General features: G+C 66.5%; 16 protein-coding genes. 12 read left to right on the top strand and 4 right to left on the bottom strand.

Annotated features, from left to right (window positions below; all coding sequences use genetic code 11):
* The first annotated feature begins 31 nt into the window (after window positions 1–31).
* From CX676_RS06645 to CX676_RS22485, 8 genes are all read left to right on the top strand, one after another.
* Window positions 32–1354, top strand: coding sequence for an aspartate aminotransferase family protein (locus tag CX676_RS06645; protein WP_101751917.1), 1323 nt, complete (start codon window positions 32–34; stop codon window positions 1352–1354).
* Between the two features lie 202 nt (window positions 1355–1556).
* The gene (locus CX676_RS06640; RefSeq protein ID WP_101751916.1) at window positions 1557–2528 is read left to right on the top strand and encodes a TAXI family TRAP transporter solute-binding subunit; all 972 of its coding nucleotides are present in this window, start codon (window positions 1557–1559) and stop codon (window positions 2526–2528) included.
* Between the two features lie 83 nt (window positions 2529–2611).
* Window positions 2612–5461: a TRAP transporter permease gene (locus CX676_RS06635; protein ID WP_198590299.1), complete on the top strand. Its 2850-nt coding sequence runs from the start codon at window positions 2612–2614 to the stop codon at window positions 5459–5461.
* Window positions 5454–5876, top strand: coding sequence for a universal stress protein (locus tag CX676_RS06630; protein ID WP_101751915.1), 423 nt, complete (start codon window positions 5454–5456; stop codon window positions 5874–5876). Before CX676_RS06635 ends, CX676_RS06630 begins: the two co-directional genes overlap by 8 nt.
* Window positions 5877–5986: 110 nt before the next feature.
* A complete protein-coding gene (locus CX676_RS06625; RefSeq protein WP_101751914.1) occupies window positions 5987–7399 on the top strand; it encodes an amidase in 1413 nt (470 codons plus the stop codon).
* Window positions 7400–7591: 192 nt separating this feature from the next.
* Window positions 7592–9316, top strand: a complete 1725-nt coding sequence (locus tag CX676_RS06620) for a transcriptional regulator (RefSeq protein WP_157935864.1) — start codon at window positions 7592–7594, stop codon at window positions 9314–9316.
* Between the two features lie 14 nt (window positions 9317–9330).
* Window positions 9331–10218, top strand: coding sequence for a phosphatase PAP2 family protein (locus tag CX676_RS06615; RefSeq protein WP_232816604.1), 888 nt, complete (start codon window positions 9331–9333; stop codon window positions 10216–10218).
* On the top strand, window positions 10215–11612 hold the full coding sequence (locus CX676_RS22485; RefSeq protein ID WP_157935863.1) for a S8/S53 family peptidase: 1398 nt from the start codon (window positions 10215–10217) through the stop codon (window positions 11610–11612). The genes CX676_RS06615 and CX676_RS22485 overlap by 4 nt, the downstream gene beginning before the upstream one ends.
* A gap of 6 nt (window positions 11613–11618) precedes the next feature.
* Here CX676_RS22485 and CX676_RS06605 read toward each other — a convergent pair whose 3' ends face one another.
* Together CX676_RS06605 and CX676_RS06600 are read right to left on the bottom strand one after the other, a co-directional pair.
* Entirely contained in the window at window positions 11619–12494 is an 876-nt protein-coding gene (locus CX676_RS06605) for a phosphoribulokinase (RefSeq protein ID WP_101751911.1), read from the bottom strand.
* A gap of 18 nt (window positions 12495–12512) precedes the next feature.
* Window positions 12513–13517: a class 1 fructose-bisphosphatase gene (locus CX676_RS06600; protein ID WP_101751910.1), complete on the bottom strand. Its 1005-nt coding sequence runs from the start codon at window positions 13515–13517 to the stop codon at window positions 12513–12515.
* A gap of 89 nt (window positions 13518–13606) precedes the next feature.
* Between CX676_RS06600 and CX676_RS06595 the strand changes: the two genes are divergently transcribed.
* Window positions 13607–14539: a LysR family transcriptional regulator gene (locus tag CX676_RS06595; RefSeq protein ID WP_101751909.1), complete on the top strand. Its 933-nt coding sequence runs from the start codon at window positions 13607–13609 to the stop codon at window positions 14537–14539.
* Window positions 14540–14545: 6 nt separating this feature from the next.
* Here CX676_RS06595 and CX676_RS06590 read toward each other — a convergent pair whose 3' ends face one another.
* Window positions 14546–15250: a GntR family transcriptional regulator gene (locus CX676_RS06590; protein WP_198590298.1), complete on the bottom strand. Its 705-nt coding sequence runs from the start codon at window positions 15248–15250 to the stop codon at window positions 14546–14548.
* On the bottom strand, window positions 15247–16611 hold the full coding sequence (locus tag CX676_RS06585) for a formimidoylglutamate deiminase (protein ID WP_101751908.1): 1365 nt from the start codon (window positions 16609–16611) through the stop codon (window positions 15247–15249). Before CX676_RS06585 ends, CX676_RS06590 begins: the two co-directional genes overlap by 4 nt.
* Before the next feature lie 96 nt (window positions 16612–16707).
* Between CX676_RS06585 and hutI the strand changes: the two genes are divergently transcribed.
* The 3 genes from hutI to hutG are packed head-to-tail and all read left to right on the top strand — an operon-like array spanning window position 16708 to window position 20232.
* On the top strand, window positions 16708–17910 hold the full coding sequence (gene hutI, locus CX676_RS06580; protein WP_101751907.1) for an imidazolonepropionase: 1203 nt from the start codon (window positions 16708–16710) through the stop codon (window positions 17908–17910).
* On the top strand, window positions 17879–19444 hold the full coding sequence (gene hutH / locus CX676_RS06575; protein ID WP_198590297.1) for a histidine ammonia-lyase: 1566 nt from the start codon (window positions 17879–17881) through the stop codon (window positions 19442–19444). Before hutI ends, hutH begins: the two co-directional genes overlap by 32 nt.
* Window positions 19441–20232 carry an N-formylglutamate deformylase gene (gene hutG, locus CX676_RS06570; RefSeq protein WP_101751905.1) on the top strand — a complete coding sequence of 264 codons (792 nt, stop codon included), beginning with the start codon at window positions 19441–19443 and terminating at the stop codon, window positions 20230–20232. The genes hutH and hutG overlap by 4 nt, the downstream gene beginning before the upstream one ends.
* Window position 20233 lies beyond the last annotated feature (1 nt).

Below are 20233 nucleotides of genomic sequence, written 5' to 3'. Positions count from 1 at the left end.
TTTTGGACAAGCCTAGCAGCAGGATCCGGCCATGTCTCATGTCTTTCCGCGCCATTCCAAGTCCCAGCCCCCGGTTGCCGTCGGCGGCGAGGGCGTCTGGCTGATCGATGCCGAGGGCAAACGCTATCTCGACGGTTCGGGCGGGGCGGCCGTCAGTTGCCTTGGCCATGGCGATCCCGAGATCACGCAGGCGATCAAGGATCAGCTGGACAAGCTGGCCTTTGCCCATACCGGCTTCCTGACCAGCGAACCGGCAGAGGCGCTGGCCGATCTGCTGATCGACCATGCGCCGGGCGATCTGGACCGGGTCTATTTCGTCTCGGGCGGGTCCGAGGCGACCGAGGCGGCGATCAAGCTGGCGCGGCAATACTGGGTCGAGAAGGGCGAGCTGCAGCGCTCGCGGCTGATCGCGCGCAAGCAAAGCTATCACGGCAATACCATCGGCGCCCTGTCGGCGGGTGGCAATGAATGGCGGCGCCAGCAATTCGGGCCGCTGCTGCTGGACATGAGCCATATCGCGCCCTGTTACGACTATCGCGACCGGGCCGAGGCCGAGAGTCCCGAGGAGTACGGGTTGCGCGCCGCCAATGCGCTGAAGGACGAGATCGAGCGGCTTGGTCCCGAGACCGTCATGGCCTTCATGGCCGAGCCGGTGGTGGGCGCGACCGCAGGGGCGCTGCCGCCGGTGCCGGGCTATTTCCGCCGCATCCGCGAGATCTGCGACGAGTACGGCATCCTCTTGATCCTCGACGAGGTGATGTGCGGCATGGGCCGCACTGGCACGCTGTTCGCCTGCGAGCAGGACGGGGTGGAGCCGGATATCCTCTGCATCGCCAAGGGGCTGGGGGCGGGCTACCAGCCGATCGGTGCGATGCTCTGCACCTCGGCCATCTATGACACCATCGCCAAGGGCAGCGGCTTCTTCCAGCACGGCCATACCTATATCGGCCACCCGGTCGCCACCGCCGCCGGGCTGGCCGTGGTCCGCGCCATTCTGGATCGCGGGCTGTTGCCACAGGTGCGGCAGAAGGGCGAGGCGCTGCAACAGAAGCTGGAGGCGCGCTTTGGCCAGCACGCCCATGTGGGCGATATCCGGGGGCGGGGCCTCTTTCGCGGCATCGAGCTGGTCCAGGACCGGGCGACGAAAGCCCCGTTCGATCCCGCGCTGGGGATCGCCGGCAAGATCAAGAAGGCCGCCTTTGCCGAGGGGCTGATCTGCTATCCCATGTCCGGGACCATCGACGGGCGGCAGGGCGACCATGTGCTGCTGGCGCCGCCCTTCATCATCTCCGAGGCCGAGATGGATCAGCTGGTCGAGCGGCTGGGTCGCGCCATCGATGCAGTGCTGCCCTGACCGCGCCCCGCGAGGTCTGGTGGCGCGAGGTCTGGTGGCGCGAATCGGAATTTGCGCAAGATACGGGGTACAATGGCCTGACGGGCAAGGAAAATTCGTGATAGGTATTGTTACCGATTGCCAATCCAGATCACTGCGTTACCGTGGTTAATAACCCGTATGTGAAGCTGCGGGACAAAATCGTACAATTAGGGAGCATCCTATGACCATGTTCAAACCCGTTTTCCTGACCGCTGCGCTTGCACTTTGTGCAGGCACCGCCTCGGCTCAGGAAGAGCGTTTCATGACCATCGGCACGGGCGGCCAGACCGGCGTCTACTATGTCGTCGGCCAGTCGATCTGCCGTCTGGTGAACCGCGACACGGCGACGACCGGGATCAAATGCACCGCGCCTTCGACCGGCGGCTCGGTCGCCAACGTGAACGCGATCAAGGCCGGCGACATGACCATGGGCGTCGCGCAATCCGACATCCAGTATCACGCCTATAACGGCAGCTCGGCCGAGTTCGAGGGCGACAAGAAATTCGAGGGCCTGCGCTCGGTCTTCTCGGTCCATCCCGAGCCCTTCACCGTGGTTGCCCGCAAGGACGCCAACATCGCCGCATTCGACGACCTGAAGGGCAAGCGCGTCAACGTCGGCAACCCGGGTTCGGGCCAGCTGGCGACGATGGAGGTGGTTCTGGCCGCCAAGGGCTGGACGATGGGTGATTTCTCGCTGGCCTCGCAGCTGAAGCCGGCCGAGCAGTCGGCGGCGCTGGGGGACAACACCGTTGACGCCATCATCTACACCGTCGGCCACCCGAACGGCTCGATCCAGGAAGCGACCTCGACCGTCGAGGCCAACCTGGTGCCGGTCGAAGGCGCCGAGATCGACAAGCTGGTCGAGGAAAACCCCTATTACGCCAAGGCGGTCATCCCGGGCGGCATGTATGCCGGCACCGATGCCGACACCAATACCTTCGGCGTCAAGGCGACCTTCGTGACCTCGGCTGATGTGCCCGAGGACATGGTTTACGAGGTGGTGAAGGCGGTCTTCGACAATTTCGACCGCTTCAAGGGCCTGCACCCGGCCTTCGCCAATCTCGAGCCCGAGCAGATGGTCAGCGAGGGCAACAGCGCCCCGCTGCATCCGGGCGCCGAGAAGTACTATCGCGAGAAAGGCTGGATCCAGTAATCCACGCAGAACTATCAGGGGTCCGGTTCACGCCGGGCCCCTTGTCTCCACAACCAGCACGAGACTGACGAGGGAAGACAGGGATGAGCGATCACAACACCAACAACCCGGACCCGCAGAAGCCCAAGCGCGATGACGAGCAATGGGAAGCTGCCGCGGTCGAGATGGACGCCTCGGGTGCGGGCGGTCTGTCGCAGGATGAACTCGACGAGCTTGTCGCCTCGTCCGATACCGGGGCGCGCACGCCGGCGGGCATGGTCGGCAAGATCATCCTTGTGACCGCGCTCTGCTGGTCGCTGTTCCAGCTGTGGATCGCCTCGCCTTTGCCCTTCATGTTCGGCTTCGGGGTCTTGGACAGCACCGAGACCCGCTCGATCCATTTGGCCTTCGCGCTGTTCCTGGCCTTCATGGCCTATCCCGCCGAGCGTTCGCCCTTCCAGCTGGCGCTGGCTGTCGGCGTGCCGGTGCTCTTGGCCTTCCTCTTCATGTCCGGCGCCAAGGCCGGGATCCCCAGCTGGTGGATCCCCGTGGTCGCCGCCGCCATCATCGGCTGCATCCTCCTGGGCAGTCCCAAGACCTGGGTGCCGCCCTGGGAATGGGCGCTGGCGCTGGTTTCGGCCTTCTGTGCCCTCTACATCTACCTGAACTATGCCGCGATCAGCACCCGCGTCGGTGCGCCGATCCTGATCGACTACGTGGTCTCGGTCGCCGGCCTGATGCTGCTTCTCGAGGCCACGCGCCGCAGCCTCGGCCCGGCCCTGATGATCGTGGCGACGCTGTTCCTCGCCTATACCTTCCTTGGCCCCTACATGCCCGACATCATCGCGCATAAGGGCAACAACCTGTCGGAAGTGGTGAACCACCAATGGACCACGACCGAGGGCGTCTTCGGCATCGCGCTTGGCGTTTCGACCAGCTTCGTGTTCCTGTTCGTGCTGTTCGGCGCGCTGCTGGACAAGGCCGGGGCCGGCAACTACTTCATCCAGGTCGCCTTCAGCCTGATGGGCCACCTGCGCGGCGGGCCGGCCAAGGCCGCCGTCGTCAGCTCGGCCATGACCGGGCTGATCTCGGGGTCCTCCATCGCCAACGTGGTGACCACCGGCACCTTCACCATTCCGCTGATGAAGAAGGTCGGTTTCTCCAGCGAAAAGGCCGGCGCGGTCGAGGTGGCTTCCTCGGTCAACGGCCAGATCATGCCGCCGGTGATGGGTGCCGCGGCCTTCCTGATGGTCGAATACGTCGGCATTCCCTATTTCGACGTGGTGAAACACGCCGTCGTTCCGGCTTCGATCAGCTATATCGCGCTGGTCTATATCGTCCATCTCGAGGCGATGAAGGCCGGCATGAAGGGTCTGCCGCGTGCCTATGAGCCGCCGCCCATCCTGCGCCGGCTGCTGACCACCGCCTTCATCATTGCCGGCATCTGCATCCTGTCGCTTCTGACCTATTACCTGATGGGCTGGATCCGCCCCGCCTTCGGCGATGCCGCGATCTGGGTGGTCTTTGCGCTGCTGACGGCGGTCTATATCGGCCTGTTGTGGCTCGGCGCGCGCGAGGAGCCGCTGGAGATCGACGACCCCAATGCCCCGGTGACGCAATTGCCGCTGCCGGGACCGACGGTGCGCTCGGGTCTCTACTTCATCCTGCCGGTGGTGGTGCTGGTCTGGGCGCTGATGGTCGACCGGCTGTCGCCGGGCCTCTCGGCCTTCTGGGCCACGGCCTTCATGATCTTCATCCTGCTGACGCAGCGACCGCTGATGGCGATGTTCCGGGGCGAGGATCGCAACGGCAACAGCGGCCTGGGCGCGACCTTCAGGGCCGGCTTCGGCGATCTGATCGATGGTCTGATCTCGGGCGCGCGGAACATGATCGGCATCGGCATCGCCACGGCGACGGCGGGCATCATCGTCGGCGCGGTCAGCCAGACCGGTGTCGGCTCGGCGCTCGCCGATGTGGTCGAGGTGCTGTCGGGCGGCAACCTGCTGGCGATCCTGTTCCTGACCGCGATCCTGTCGCTGATCCTTGGCATGGGCCTGCCGACCACGGCGAACTACATCGTCGTATCGGCGCTGCTGGCCCCGGTCATCGTCACGCTTGGCCAGCAGAACGGGCTGATCGTGCCGCTGATCGCGGTGCACCTCTTCGTGTTCTACTTCGGCATCATGGCCGACGTGACGCCACCCGTGGGCCTTGCGAGCTTTGCCGCTGCCGCCGTATCGGGCGGTGATCCGATCAAGACGGGCGTGGTGGCCTTCGGCTATTCGCTCAGGACCGCCGCGCTGCCGTTCCTGTTCATCTTCAACACCGATCTCCTCTTGATCAACACGGACTGGTTCCACGGCATCTTCGTCTTCATCACCGCGACGATAGCCATGTTGCTGTTTGCCGCGGCGACACAGGGCTGGTTCCTGGTGCGCAACAAGATCTGGGAAACCGTGCTTCTGTTGTTCATCGCCTTCACCATCTTCCGCCCTGGCTTCTGGATGGACATGATCGCGCCGCCCTGGAACGATCGTCCGCCGGCGGAGCTGGAGCAGGCCATCGCTGAATCCCCGGTCGGCGCCGACATGCGGCTGTGGGTGGAAGGTCTGAATGACGTGGGCGACCCGGTCGAGTTCGTGGCGCTGCTCACGGTGCCCGAGGGGGCTGACGGGGCCGAGCGGCTGCAGAATGTCGGCATCCTCGGCCTCAGGACCGACGGCGACCAGGTGCTGATCGACGACGTGGCCTTTGATAGCGTGGCGCAGAAGGCCGGTCTCGATTGGGACCAGAAGGTCCTGCTGGTGCGCCAGCCCGCCGCTGCGCCGTCGAAATACTGGATGTACATCCCGGCCTTCCTGCTTCTGGGTCTGGTCATCTGGTTGCAGCGCCGCCGCGAGGACCCCAATGACCGGGCGCCTGCCCAGAGCAAGAAAGGGCTGAGCCATGCCTGAGAATGTGCTTCTGCCAATCGCCGTCAACCAGCCCGAAAGCTGGCAGAAAGCCTTGCCCGCCGCGATCCGCCAGGCGGGCGAGGGGGGCACGATCCATCTGCTCGGCATCGTGCAGGATTTCGGCAGCTCGATGGTCGCCACCTTCCTGCCCAAGGATTACGAGAAGACCGTGCTCGAGGCGATGAAGGCCAGCCTGAACGAATTCGCCGCCGCGAATGTGAAGGGCGTCAAGGTCAAGACCCATGTGGGTCACGGCCATATCGCCGAGACGATCCTGAAAAGCGCCAAGAAGCTGGGTGTCGATCTCATCGTCATGGGCAGCCAGAAGCCGGACGAGCTGCGCAGCATGCTGCTGAGCAGCTATGCCAACGCTGTGGTGCGCCATTCGCCGGTCTCGGTGATGGTGGTGCGGTAGGCCGCGCGCGATACGAAGATCAGGGCGCGGGTTTTCCCGCGCCTTTTTCATGTCTGCCCCTGCCGCCCCGTATCTTGCCACCGGCCCTTGGCCCGCTCTAACCTTCCTCCATGAGCGATCTCACCCAACGTACCGCCACCGAGCTTTCCGCCCTGATCCGGTCCCGCGAGGTCTCGCCGCTCGAGGTGATGGAGGCCTGTCTCGACCGGATCGAGGCGGCTAATCCCGCGATTAACGCCATCGTCAGCCTGCGCCCGCGCGAAGAGTTGCTGGCCGAGGCCCGCGCCGCCACCGAGGCGCCGGGCGAGGGCTGGCTGCATGGCATGCCCATCGCGGTGAAGGATCTGGCGCAGGTGCGCGGGCTGCGCAGCACCTGGGGCTCGCCGCTGTTTGCCGACCATATCCCGACGGCGGATGACCTGGTCCCGGCACGGATGCGGGCGGCGGGGGCGATCTTCATCGGCAAGACCAATACGCCCGAATGGGGCCTCGGCTCGCACAGCTTCAACACAGTCCATGGCGTGACCGGCAATCCCTATGACCCGGCGCTGAGTGCCGGGGGTTCCTCGGGTGGCGCGGCTGCGGCGCTGGCGGCGCGGATGCAATGGGTCTGCGACGGTTCGGACATGATGGGCAGCCTGCGAAACCCTGCCGCCTTCTGCAATGTCTATGGCTTCCGGCCAAGCTGGGGACTGGTGCCTGGCGAGGCGCTGGGGGACAGCTTTCTGGCGACCATGGCCACGTCCGGCCCGATGGCGCGAACGGTCGAGGACCTGGCGCGGCTGTTGGAAACCCTCGCCGGGCCCAACCCGGAAATGCCCTTCGACCGCCCGAACCAGCCCTTTGCCGCGCTGCTGGATCAGCCGGTTAAAGGGCTGCGCATCGGCTGGCTGGGTGATTGGGGCGGGGCCTATCCCTGCGAGCCGGGGATTCTGGCGCTCTGCGAGGGCGCGCTGGGGCAGATGCAGGATCTGGGTGCCACGGTTGTCGAGCTGGCCCCGCCCTTTCCGGCGGAGCAGCTGTGGCAATCCTGGACCACGATCCGCGCGGTGCTGAATGCCGGCGGCAAGCGGCGGCTCTACGACGACCCCGAGAAGCGCCGGCAATTAAGCCCCGAGGCGATCTGGGAGATCGAGCAGGGGCAGGGGATCACCGCCGCGCAGCTTTACACTGCCAGCGAACAACGCTCGGCCTGGTATCGTCGGCTGGCGGGGCTGTTCCGAGAGGTCGACCTGATCGCCTTGCCCTCGGCCCAGGTCTGGCCCTTCGACAAGACCCTGCGCCGCCCCGCGACGGTGGGCGGCCAGCCGCTCGACACCTATCACCGCTGGATGGAGGTGGTGGTGCCGGTCAGCCTTGCCGGTCTGCCCTGCCTCTCGGTGCCGGTTGGCTTCGGCACCGCCGGCCTGCCGATGGGGATGCAACTGGCCGGGCCAGTGGGCGCGGATGCGCGGGTGCTGGCCATGGGGCAGGCCTGGCACAGGGCGACCGACTGGCCGGGGCGGCGCCCGCCCGCGATCTAGGCGGGGGCGCTGCCGCCGGACTGCAAAACGCCGCGGCAATCACCATCTGTTAATAAATCGTTGGGCGATCACATTTCGCCGGATTAAATTCACAGTGGAATCACATTGGGTCGTCAATATCTGGACACAGCTGATTAATTTCCGGTTGGCGATTTCGACATCATGTCCTTCTGCGGAGTTTCGGACAGCGAGATGACCCATTCAGGCGACATCATGGCAGGCTTTCCGCGCCTCTATCTGCTGGGGCGCTTCAGCCTGATCGGCGCGGATGGGCGTGACGTGACCCCGAAAAGCAAGAAGACCTGTGCGCTGCTGGCGCTTCTGGCGCTGTCGCCGCGCGGCACCCGCACGCGGGTCTGGCTGCGCGACAAGCTGTGGAGCGAGAGCGACGAGGAAAAGGCCTCGGGCAGCCTGCGCCAGACGATCCGCGACCTGAAGCGCGCCCTGGCCGAGATGGAGGGCGCGATCCTGACGGTCGATCGTACCGCGCTGAGCCTGAAACTGGACAGCCTCTGGATCGACCTGCGCAGCATTCACGAGGCGCGGGCGCTGCCCTCGGGGATCAGCGCCGATGTCGACCTGCTGGAAGGCTTCGACATTGCCGACGAGGAATTCGAGGACTGGCTGGCGATGGAGCGCGCGGTCTGGGCCGATTTGCGCGACAGCCTGCAGGACAGCGAGTTGGAGGACGAGGTCACACCGCCGCGCGTCGAGACCGGTTCCGGCCAGCGCCCGATCTATCCGCACCTGATCGTCATCGGCCTTCTGCCGAGCATCGTCCATGGCAGCGACCAGCTGGCTCGCTATGTCGGCGATTACGTCACCGAATCCGTCGCCTGCACGCTGGCCGAGTATCAGCCGGTGCAGATCGTCAACCTGGGCGACCGCTTCGGGGGCGATGCCGATGACGCGCTGTCGCCCGACCCTGATTACCTGATCCGCACCCGGGCGCTGGTAGTGGGCAGCAAGGTCTCGCTGACCTTCCTGATCTACGAGGCCAGCAACCGGTCACTGGCCCTGAGCCAGTCGGTGCAGATCCCGCAGCAGGATCTGGTCAATGACGATTTCATGCTGGCCAACCAGTTTGTCTCGCAGAATGTCGATCACCTGGCCAAGATCATCCTGCAGCCGGGGCCAAGGCGCGCCGGCGTGTCGCACGACCAGGGCACGCTGATCGGCTACCGCATCCTCGCCAGCATGTTCGACCTGGATGCCGGCCGCATCCAGCAAAGCCAGTCGATGCTGGAACGGGTGCAGGACCGCGAGGCTTCGAGCCTGTTTCACAGCCTTGGCGCCTATGCCAGTTCCTTCTCGCTTGGCGAGAATATCGGGGGCTGGGATCAGGGGCGGCTGGAGCAGACCGAGAAATTCGCCCGCGACGTGATGCAGGCCAATCCGTTCAACTCGATCTCGCTGGCCTGCATCGGCCATACGATGGGCTTCGTGCTGAACCGCCATGACATCGCCGCCGAGATCTTCGCGCGCGCGGTGAAGCTGAACCCGATGCAGGCCTTTGTCTGGGATCACCTGGCGTTGCACCGGCTTTACAACGGCGATCTCAATGGGGCGAGGACGGCGTCGGACCGGGCGGTGATGCTGGGCCGCTACAGCCCGATCAGCTATACCTACGAGACGACGGCCTGCATGATCTCGGCGCTGCAGGGCGATCATCACCGCGCCGTCGAGATCGGCAGCCGCAGCCTGATGAAGCAGCCGCGTTTCCACGCCGCCATGCGCTACACGCTCTCGGCGCTGGGGCATCTGGGCGATGGCGAGCGCGCAGTGGCGCTGCGCGGCCAGCTGCTGGGCATCGATCCGTCCTTCGCCAATCGCGACACGCAGGAAATGCGCTTCCGGCTGCCGCTGAAGGAGGCGCGTGGTCATGTGCTGAACGGGATAGCGAAGGCGGGATTATGAGGGAGGTTCCGGTGGTGTCCACAGACCTGGATTTGTTGAAGCGGACAGAGCTGGTCGTCACCTCGACCGGGCTGATCCTGCGGGGCGTCGCGCTGTCCCTTGGCGATGCCGGCTTCCCGACGCTGGAGACGCGCGGCAATACCGCCGGCGGATCGCTGGGGACGCTCTTGTCGATGAACCGTTCGGCCCGGTCGAGCCTGAACCGCAATCGCAACCGGAACCGCAATCGCAATCGCAACGCCGCCGCCGCGACCAACCAGGGCGGGCTGGCGCTGGAGCCGTGGCAGGAGCGCGCGGCGCTTTATGCGCGGGAGAAGGACTGGGTCAACCTGCCGATCGACCTGCCGCCCGCGCCGGCGCAGCTGCAGGCCGAGGCCATCGAGATGCTGCGCAAGCAGGTGCTGCTTCACGGGCCAGCCGAGGCGATGCGGCGCGACGAGATCATTACCCAGAGCCAGCTGGAGCTTTCGGCCTATCTGCGCCCCCTCGGGATCGAGGAGGTCGCCGGCTACGAGGCGACGGTGGCGCTGGTTTACCTGGTGGTGATGCTCTGTGACGAGATCGGGTTGCGCTACAAGAACCGCTTCAACGCGCCACGCCCGAACAATGTCGAGCCGCGCTTGCGCCCCTTCCTGCCCAATCCGCCGCATTCCTCCTATCCCAGCAACCATTCCTTCCAGTCCTTCGCCGTGGCTTTTACCCTGTCGCGGATCATCCCCGAGCATCCGGCCAGTTCGGAACTGTTCCTGCGCGCCCGGCGCGTGGCCGAGAACCGGGAATGGGCGGGGCTGCACTACGCCGCCGACACCCGCGCCGGCCATGATCTGGCGCGGATGCTGATGCCGGTGCTCGAGGTGGTCTGCCGCGACCAGATGCTCGCCGCCCAGAAGGAATGGATATGATGATCCCCGTTGCCAAGCCCATGCCGCAGGGGTCCGAGATCTATCCCGAATATGCTGCGCTCTGGCATCTGGAAAGCATCGGCGTGCTGGATGCGCTGCGCGACGGTGCGCGCCCGCCGGCCAATGCCAAGGTCAGCCGCGTTGCCATCATCGACACCTCGGTCGCGGTGAACCATCCCTGCCTGAAAGGGGCGGTGAACGATAAACTGGCCATCGACTTCTTCTCGAACCGGCTGGGGGCCTTTCCCTATCTGGGCGAGGCGCTGGCCGCGCCCTCGATCCCGAGCAACCTTGAAACCGACATTGCCGATGACCTGCCGGGCAGCCTTGCGCTGCTGCGCGAGCTGATCGACCGGCTGTCTCCCGGCGCGGCGGCGCATGTGAACGGTGTCGCACCGACCAGCTCGGCCGATTTCTCGAACCACGGCACGGCCATCGCCGGGCTGGTCGGCGCGCGTCCGGCGATCATGCAGATCGCGCCAGACTATCAAGGTCAAGACCCCGCCGAGATCGACGTGCCGCTGCCCTATTGCGGCACCGATCCCTTCTGCGAGCTGGTGCCGATCTCGACCAATTTCGACACCGATCCCGAGGCGCTGATCCTCGCGCTGCTTTATGCCGAGGTCATCGATGCCTCGGTCATCCTGATCCCGCGCTCGTTCCCCGATCCGTTCCGCACGCTTGGCGCGATCCCGGTCGATCTCGACCTGCTGGAAGCGGCGCTGCCGGCGCGGCCCACGGCGCGGGAACGCGCGCTGTGGGAGGAGCTGGCGCAGCTGCTGGTCGCGGTGTCGATGCGCCGCCCGATCATCTGCGCGGCGGGCAATTTCCAGGAGGTCGGGGGTATCTACCCCGCCAACCTGGCGAGCGAGTATAACGGCATCATCTCGGTCGGTGCGGTGAACGCCAAGGGCCTGGTCGCCGGTTACTCGACCTCTCAGGGCATCACCGTCATGGCCCCCAGCAATGATGGCGAGACCTATGACCGGGTTTCGGTGCGGCTGGATGAACAGGATGCGGATTTCCCCGATCGGCGCAGCCCGGCCGAGAACGAGAATGGCAGCTTCTCGCATTTCGAGATCGTCTCGACCGATGTGCCGGGGCGCCACGGCTATTCCCACGGGCCCTTCTCCAGCGCCGAGCCGGCCGACGGGCTGCGGGAATTCGGCTCGTATTTCTGCCGTTTCGGCGGCACCTCGGCGGCCTCGGCCATCGTCGCGGGCTTCGTCTCGCTGGGGGTCTCGCTTGGCCAGATCCCGCGCGCGGTCGATGGCGGCCTCGGGGTGAAGACCTGGCTCATGTCGCGGACGGTCCAGCTCGATACCGAGGAGAACGGCTCGTTCCACTATCTCTCTTGGAACGGCGCAGTCAGCTTCCCGGACCTGAAGGTCTGAGCCGGCTCAGCGCAGCCGACGGGCGGTCGAGACCAGACGCTCGATCAGCGGGGTCAGGATCAGTTGCATCGCCAGATCCTGCTTGTTGCCGGGGATGACGATGGAATTGGCGCGGCTCATCCACGAGCCATGGATCATCGACACCAGGTAGGGAAAGTCGATCCCGCGCGGGCTGCGGAAGCGGATGACCACGAGACTTTCATCCGAGGTGGGTATCCAGCGGGCGATGAACGGGTTCGAGGTATCGACCACCGGCACGCGCTGGAAGTTGATGTCGGTGGCGGTGAATTGCGGGCAGACGCAATGCACATAGGCGTGCATCCGGCGCAGGATCGTGTCGGTGACCGCCTCGGTCGAATAGCCCCGGCTTTCGCGGTCGCGGTGGATCTTCTGGATCCATTCGAGGTTCATCACCGGCACCACGCCGATCTTCAGATCGCAGAGCGGCGGCAGGTCGACCTCGCCATTCGAGACGCAGCCATGCAGCCCCTCGTAGAACAACAGGTCCGCGTCGCTGTCGAAGGGCGTCCAGGCAGTGAACTCGCCCGGCGGCACGCCATGGCGATCAGCTTCCTTGGCGTCATGGACATAATGCCGGGTGCGGCCGGTGCCAGTCTCGCCGAACTCGCGGAAGGTCCGTTCCAGTTCCTCGAGTTCGTTGGCCTCGTAAGAGAAATGGCTGAAGGTGTGATCCCCCGCCTCGAAGCGGCGGCGCAATTCGGCCTTCATCTCGGTGCGCGAAAAACGGTGGAAGGAATCGCCCTCGACCGAGATCGCCTTGACCCCCTCGCGCCGGAAGATCTGGTCGAAGGTGCCCTTGACCGTCGAGGTGCCCGAGCCCGAGGCGCCGATAACCGAGATGATGGGGAATTTCTTGCTCATGTCTGGTCTCCGGTCTTCTCAGCGAAACAGGCCGCGCCGCCCGAACAGCGCGCTTTCATCTTCGGGCAGATCGTGATGGGTGGCCACCCGCGCCACCTGGTTGGCACTGCCGAAGACAAAGGGCGTGCGCTGGTGCAGCGAGGTGGGCACGAGGTCGAGGATCGGCCGGACACCATCGCTGGCGCGCCCGCCGGCGCCCTCGACCAGGTGGGCGATGGGGCCGCATTCATAGACCAGCCGCAAGCGGCCGGTCTCGTATCCCTTCCGGCTGTCTCCCGGGTACAGGTAGATGCCGCCACGGGTCAGGATGCGATGGGTCTCGGCCACCAGCGCGGCGATCCAGCGCATGTTGAAATCATGGCCGAGCGGACCCTCGTTCCCGGCCAGCCGGTCGTCGATGAAGCTGCGGATCGGCGCCGGCCAGTGGCGGTAATTGGCGGCATTGATGGCATATTCCGGCATCTCCAGCGGCATGTCGGGCAGGGGGCCGAGGTCGCGGAACTGCTCCGTGCCGCTGTCCAGCACATATTTCCGGGTCTGGCCCTGACCGATGCGCAGCATCATCCCGCCTTGCGGACCGTAGATCAGATAGCCCGAGGCCAGCAACTCGCGGGCAGGACGCAGCAGGCTTGCCTCGCCCGTGGCTTCCGCCGGGTAGATCCCGAAGATGGTGCCAAGCGGGGCGTTGCCGTCGATGTTCAGCGCGCCGTCCAGCGGGTCGATCACCAGCGCCAGCGCGCCCTCGGGGTCGAGTTCGACCACCTCCGCCTGCTCCTCCGAGGCGAAGAAGCGCACCGCCGATCCCATCAGCGCCACCTGCGCCATGCCATCGGCGATCAGGTCCAGCGCCGTCTGCCGGTCGCCACTGGCATTGACGCCGCCATCTGCCGCGCCAAGGTCTTCGGACAGGCCATTGCGGGCGATGCGGGCGGCAAGGGTGATGCCCAGCCCGGCCAGCCGGTCCAGCACCTCGGCCAGGTCGTCGGGCGTCGCAGCGGGCAGGTGGTCCAGATGGCGTGGCATGATGCGTCCTCCCCTCACCGCAACAGTGCTTGCACGGGCCTCAATTCCATGAAATTTAAAAAGATGATAGCCGAATTAGAAAGAAATTAATGTCGCAGATCGCTGCCATCACGCTGAAACAGCTTCGGGCGCTGATCGCGGTGGCCGAGCAGGGGTCGCTGACCGGCGCGGCAGGGGTGCTGAACCAGACGACGCCGGCGATCCACAGCCAGATCCGCAAGCTGGAGGAAGCCGTGGGCCAGGCGCTGCTGGTCCGGGGCGGGGCTGCGGACGGGTTCAGCTTGACGGCGGCAGGCGTGGCGATGGAGCGGGTGGCGCGGCGGATCGAAGGGAACCTGTCGCAGGTCGGGGCCGAGATCGCGGCGATGACCCGCGGCTATAACGGCCATGTCCGGCTCAGCGTGGTTTCGACCGGCAAGTATTTCGCCCCGCGTCTGGTCCTCAGCCTGCGCCAGCAGGCCCCCGAGGTCGAGGTCAGCCTGCGCGTCGGCAACCGCCAGCAGGTGATCGCCGATCTGGATCAGGGCGCGACCGATCTGGCGGTGATGGGCCGCCCGCCAAGCGAGCCGAAGGTCGTCTCGGTGCCCTTGGGTGCACATCCCCATGGCATCATCCTGCCGCCCGGTCACCGGCTGGCGGCGACCGATGGGTTCGACCCGGCGATGCTGATGGAGGAGACCTTCCTGGCACGCGAAAGCGGTTCAGGCACGCGCGACCTGATGATGCGCTATTTCGACCGTCTGGGTGAGGGGATCGAGCCGCAGCTGATCACCATGGATTCGAACGAGACGATCAAGCAGGCGGTCATGGCCGGCATGGGGATCGCGCTCTTGTCGCTGCATACCTGCAGCGAGGAACTGCAGATGGGCCGGCTGGTGGCGCTCAGGGGCAGCGGTCTGCCCTTGATGCGGCAATGGTACCTGGTCCGTCCCGCCGCCGCCAAGCCCGATGCCGCGACGCTGCGCGTGGCGCAGGCGATCGAGGATTTGGCCGGCAGCTACTTCCCACACCTCGCCGGTTAGACCCGATCAGCTGGCCGCGCTCATCACGTAGCCAGGATGGCAGGCCAGCCGGACGGTGGTGATCGGGCCGAGGTCGTTCCATGTCGTGCGGTGCAGGATCAAAAGCGCCTGACCGCGCCGGACCTGCAGCATCCGCGCATCGCGGGCATCGGCATTGGCGGCGGTAAACTCGACATCGGCATGAAGGTAGGGGGCGTTCTGCACCAGCCATTCATTGGCATTCAGCGCGCGGAAATCGGCGCCCGCCACCTGCGGCAGGGCGGCGCGGTTGATCCAGCGATCCTCGAACTGGAAGGGCTTGCCATCGCCGTAATGGACGGCGCGCAGATGGGTCAGGATGCTGCCTTCGGGCAGGCCGGTCCGGGCGGACACGTCCTCGGGGATCGGGCTGTCGCGTTGGGCGATGACCCGGTGGCTATAGACCATGCCCTCGGCCTCGATCTGCTCGCGCACGATGGGGATCGAGAAGGTGGCCTTGCGCACCGGGTTGACGGCGATGCGGGTGCCGGCCCGGCGCTTGCGATCCAGCAGGCCCTCATCGGCCAGCAGTTGCAGCGCCTTGTTCACCGTCGCCCGCGCCGCGCCGAATTCGACTGCCAGATCGGCCTCGTCGGGGATGCGGTCGCCCTGCAGCCATTCGCGCTCGACGATACGGCGGCGCACCTCGGCGGCGATCAGCTGCGCCTTGGGGGCTGTGGGACCCGCTGTCACATCCGCTCCGACAGGCTGGCCATAGTCTGCAGATAGGCCGAGGTGATGGCCTCGCGCCGGATATGACGGCCATCCCGGACCACGTGGCGGCCAGCGGCCCAGACATCGCGGATCAGCCCGTCGCCGCCGGCAAAGATCAGGCTGTCCAGCATCTGATCGCCCGCGCGCCCGGCCATGACCGGGTTCTGCAGCGAGACGGCGCAAAGGTCGGCCCAGAGGCCCGGGCGGATCGCACCGGTCTCGCGCCCCGCCGCCGTCGCCCCGCCGTCCAGCCCGGCCTCGTAAAGCACCCGCCCGGTCGATCGCTCGGGCGTGGCGAGGATCGCGCGTGCCCGGTCGCGCAGGCGCTGGCTGTATTCCAGCGTGCGCAATTCCTCGATCAGCGAGATGCGGATATTGCTGTCCGACCCGAACCCCAGCCGCCCGCCGGCCTCGCGCCAGATGGTGCCGTTGAAGATGCCATCGCCCAGGCTCGATTCGGTCAGCGGACACAGGCCGGCCACCGCGCCGGTCGCGGCAAGACGGCGGGTTTCGTCCTCGGTCATGTGGGTCAGGTGGATCAGCGTCCAGTTTTGGTCGGGGGTGTGGTTGTCCAGCAGCCACTCGACCGGGCGGCGGCCGTATGCGGCCTGAATTTCCTCGATCTCGGGGACCTGCTCGGCCAGGTGCATGTGCAGGGGCCGTCCGGGGCGCAGGGTCGTGCAGAGCGCCAGCGCCTCGGGGCTGACCGCGCGCAGCGAATGCGGCGCGACGCCGATGCCGGTATCGCCGGGCAGGGGGGCAAGAGCCGCCTCGGCGGCGTCCATCAGCCGGGCGAAGCCTTCTGGATCGGTGCCGAAGCGCGACTGACCGGGGCCGAGCGGGCGGCGGTCGACGCCGCCGAACTGGTAATGCACCGGCAGCAGGGTCAGCCCGATGCCGGTCTGATCCGCCGCTGCCGCGATGCGTTCGGACATTTCGCCCAGGTTGTCATAGGCGCCGCCGCCGGGGCGGTGATGCAGATAGTGGAACTCGACATTGGTGGCATAGCCGGCTTCCAGCATCTCCATCTGCACCAGCGCGGCGATCGCCTCGACATCCTCGGGCGTCAGATGGTCGAGAAAGCGGTACATGATCTGCCGCCAGGTCCAGAAGGTGTCGCGCGGCTCGGGCCCGCGCGCTTCGCTGAGACCCGCCATCGCCCGCTGGAAGGCATGGGAATGCAGGTTCGCCATGGCGGGCAGCAGCAGTTCGACCCGCTGGCCCTCGGGCGCCGCGCCGGGCGTGACCGCGCCGATGCGGCCCTCGAGGGTCAGCTCGACCCGCACCGCCTCTGCCCATCCCTCGGGCAAAAGCGCCCGTTCCGCCCATAGCACGACCATTTCGACCTCTATCCGCCATCCGGTGATTGACTGCGATTAAGTTTAGACATAGAACGGCAATAAGTCTAGACATAGAAAGTCATGAAAGGCGGCCCCATGCATCTTCTCAGCAATGTCCGGATTGCCGAACAGGACGCGGATACCGGGCAATATGGCCTCTCCGCCGCCACAGCGATTCTGCTCGAGGATGACCGGATCTCATGGATCGGCGACCCCGCTGAGTTGCCCGAGCGCTATGCCCATGCCGAACGCGAGGATCTGGCGGGGCGCGTAGTCACGCCGGGGCTGATCGATTGCCACACCCATATCGTCTTCGGCGGCGACCGTGCGCGCGAATTCGAAATGCGGCTGGAAGGCGCGAGCTACGAGGAGATCGCGCGGGCCGGAGGCGGCATCCTCTCCAGCGTGAACGCCACCCGTGAGGCCGACGAGGCGGTGCTGCTCAAGCAGGCCTTGCGCCGGGTCGATGCGCTGCTGGCCGAGGGTGTCACCACCATCGAGGTGAAATCCGGCTACGGGCTGGATGTCGAAAGCGAACTGAAGATGCTGCGCGTCGCCCGGCTGATCGAGGCGCGGCGCGAGGTTTCGGTGCGCACCACCTGGCTCGCCGCCCATGCGCTGCCGCCGGAATACAAGGACGACCGCGCCGGCTATCTGCGCGAGGTGGTCATTGCCGGGATGAAGCAGGGCCATGACGAGGACCTGATCGACGCGGTCGACGGGTTCTGCGAGGGCATCGCCTTTTCCCGCGACGAGATGGCAATGGTGTTCGACGCCGCCGCCGAGCTGGGCCTGCCGGTCAAGCTGCATGCCGAGCAGCTGTCGGATCTGGGTGGGGCGGCGATGGCGGCGGAACATGGCGCGATCTCGGCCGATCATCTGGAATATCTCGGTGCCGACGGCATCGCGGCGATGGCGAAATCCGGCACCGTTGCGGTGCTGTTGCCCGGTGCCTTCTATACCCTGCGCGAGACCAAGCTGCCGCCCATCCAGGCGCTGCGCGAGGCCGGCGTGCCGATGGCGCTGGCGACCGACTGCAACCCCGGCACCTCGCCGCTGACCTCGATCCTGCTGACGATGAACATGGGGGCGACGCTGTTTCGCATGACGCCCTCGGAATGCCTGGCGGGCGTCACCACCCATGCGGCCCGCGCGCTTGGTCTGAGCGATCGCGGCACCATCGCCGTCGGCCAGCGCGCCGATCTGGCCATCTGGGACATCAAAGATCTGGCCGAGCTCAGCTATCGCATCGGCTTCAACCCCCTTCATGCCCGCATCGTCGGAGGCGAATTTGTCTGAACTGATCCTTACCCCCGGCGAGACCACGCTGGCGCAGCTTGAACAGGTCTGGCGCGAGGGGCTGGCCGTGCGGCTGGCCGACAGCGCCCGGCCCGGCATCATCGCCGCCGCCGCCCGCATTCAGGCCGCGGTCGAGGGCGATGCCGCCGTCTATGGCGTCAATACCGGCTTTGGCAAGCTGGCCTCGATCAAGATCGCGGTGAAGGATACGGCGACGCTGCAGCGGAACCTGATCCTGTCGCATTGCTGCGGCGTGGGCGAGGCGGTCGAGCCGGAAACCGTGCGACTGATCATGGTGCTGAAACTGCTGTCGCTGGGGCGCGGGGCTTCGGGCGTGCGTCCCGAGGTGATCGCACTCATCGAGGACATGCTGGCCAGGGGCGTGCTGCCGGTCATTCCGGCGCAAGGCTCGGTCGGTGCCTCGGGCGATCTGGCGCCCCTGGCGCATATGGCGGCGACGCTGCTGGGCGAGGGGCGCGCGACCTTTGAGGGCCGCGAGATGGCGTCCTCCGAGGCGCTGGCGGCGGCGGGGCTGACCCCCGTCGTGCTGGCGGCCAAGGAGGGGCTGGCGCTGATCAACGGCACGCAGGTCTCGACCGCCTTCGCGCTGGCCGGGCTTTTCACCGCCTTCGCCTCGGCCCGTGCGGCGCTGGTCGTCTCGGCGCTGTCGACCGATGCGATCATGGGTTCGACCGCGCCCTTTCTCGCCGAGATCCACAGCTTGCGCGGCCATCGCGGCCAGATCGTCGCGGCGCGGGCGATCCGCGACCTGATGGCGGGATCGGAAATCCGCGAAAGCCATCGCGAGGGCGATACGCGGGTGCAGGATCCCTATTGCATCCGCTGCCAGCCGCAGGTGACGGGTGCCTGCATCGACCTCTTGTGGCAGGCGGGCCGGACGCTGGAGATCGAGGCCAATGCCGCGACCGACAATCCGCTGGTCTTGACCGAGGCCGACCAGATCGTCTCGGGCGGCAACTTCCATGCCGAGCCGGTGGCCTTTGCCGCCGACCAGATCGCGCTGGCCATTGCCGAGATCGGCGCCATCGCGCAGCGCCGCATCGCGCTGATGGTCGACCCGACGCTGAGCCATGACCTGCCGCCCTTCCTGACCCCCGATCCGGGTCTGAACAGCGGGCTGATGATCGCGGAAGTCACCAGCGCCGCGCTGATGAGCGAGAACAAGCATCTGGCAACGCCGTGCAGCACCGATTCCACCCCCACCAGCGCCAATCAGGAGGATCATGTCAGCATGGCCGCCCATGGCGCGCGGCGGCTGAAGCGGATGAACGCCAATCTGGGCCAGATCATCGGGATCGAGGCCATGTGCGCGGCGGCGGGCGTGGAATTCCGCGCGCCGCTGGCGACCTCGGCACCGTTGCAGGCGGTGATCGAGCGGCTGCGCGCGACGGTGCCAGCGGTGGTCGAGGATCGCTATCTCGCCCCCGATCTGGTGGAATCGGCCCGGCTGGTGGCCAGCGGGGCGCTGGTCGCCGCCGTGCCTGCCGATGCGCTGGCCGAGGTTCACCCGTGACCCCGGTCGAGGTCCACGAGGGCGACAGCCCGGTCATCCTCGGCCTGCCGCATACCGGCACCTTCCTGCCGGATGCGATCTTCGCCCGGTTGAACGCGCGGGGTCAGGAGCTGGCCGATACCGACTGGCATATCCACCGGCTCTATGACGGGCTTCTGCCCGGCGCGACGACGGTGCGGGCGACCTTTCACCGCTATGTCATCGACGCCAATCGCGGGCCGGACGATGCGAGCCTCTATCCCGGCCAGAACACTACCGGGCTGGTGCCGCTGACCGATTTCGACGGTGCGCCGATCTGGACCGAGGAGCCGGACGCCGAGGAGATTGCCGAACGCAAGGCAGGCTTCCACGCCCCCTATCACGCGGCGCTCGCCGCCCAGATCGAACGGGTGAAGGCGCGGCATGGGGTGGCGATCCTCTATGACTGCCACTCGATCCGAAGCCATATCCCCTTTCTCTTCGAGGGCACCCTGCCGGATTTCAACATCGGCACGAACAATGGCGCGACCTGCGATCCCCGGATCGAGGCGGCGACCTTCGACGCCTGCGCCGCCACCGGCCGGACCCATGTGCTGAACGGCCGCTTCAAGGGCGGCTGGACGACGCGGCATTACGGCCAGCCGGGGCAGGGTGTCCACGCCATCCAGATGGAACTGGCGCAGTCGACACACCTCGCCGCCGAGACCGCCCCCTTCGCCTATGACGAGGCCAAGGCCGCCATGCTGCGCCCCACCCTCGGCAAGATCCTCAACGACCTCGCGGCGCTGGCCGCCGAACTGAAGGCATGAA

The organism is Paracoccus zhejiangensis (genome assembly GCF_002847445.1).
Lineage (GTDB): Bacteria > Pseudomonadota > Alphaproteobacteria > Rhodobacterales > Rhodobacteraceae > Paracoccus > Paracoccus zhejiangensis.
This window is presented reverse-complemented; position numbering and strand designations above follow the sequence as displayed.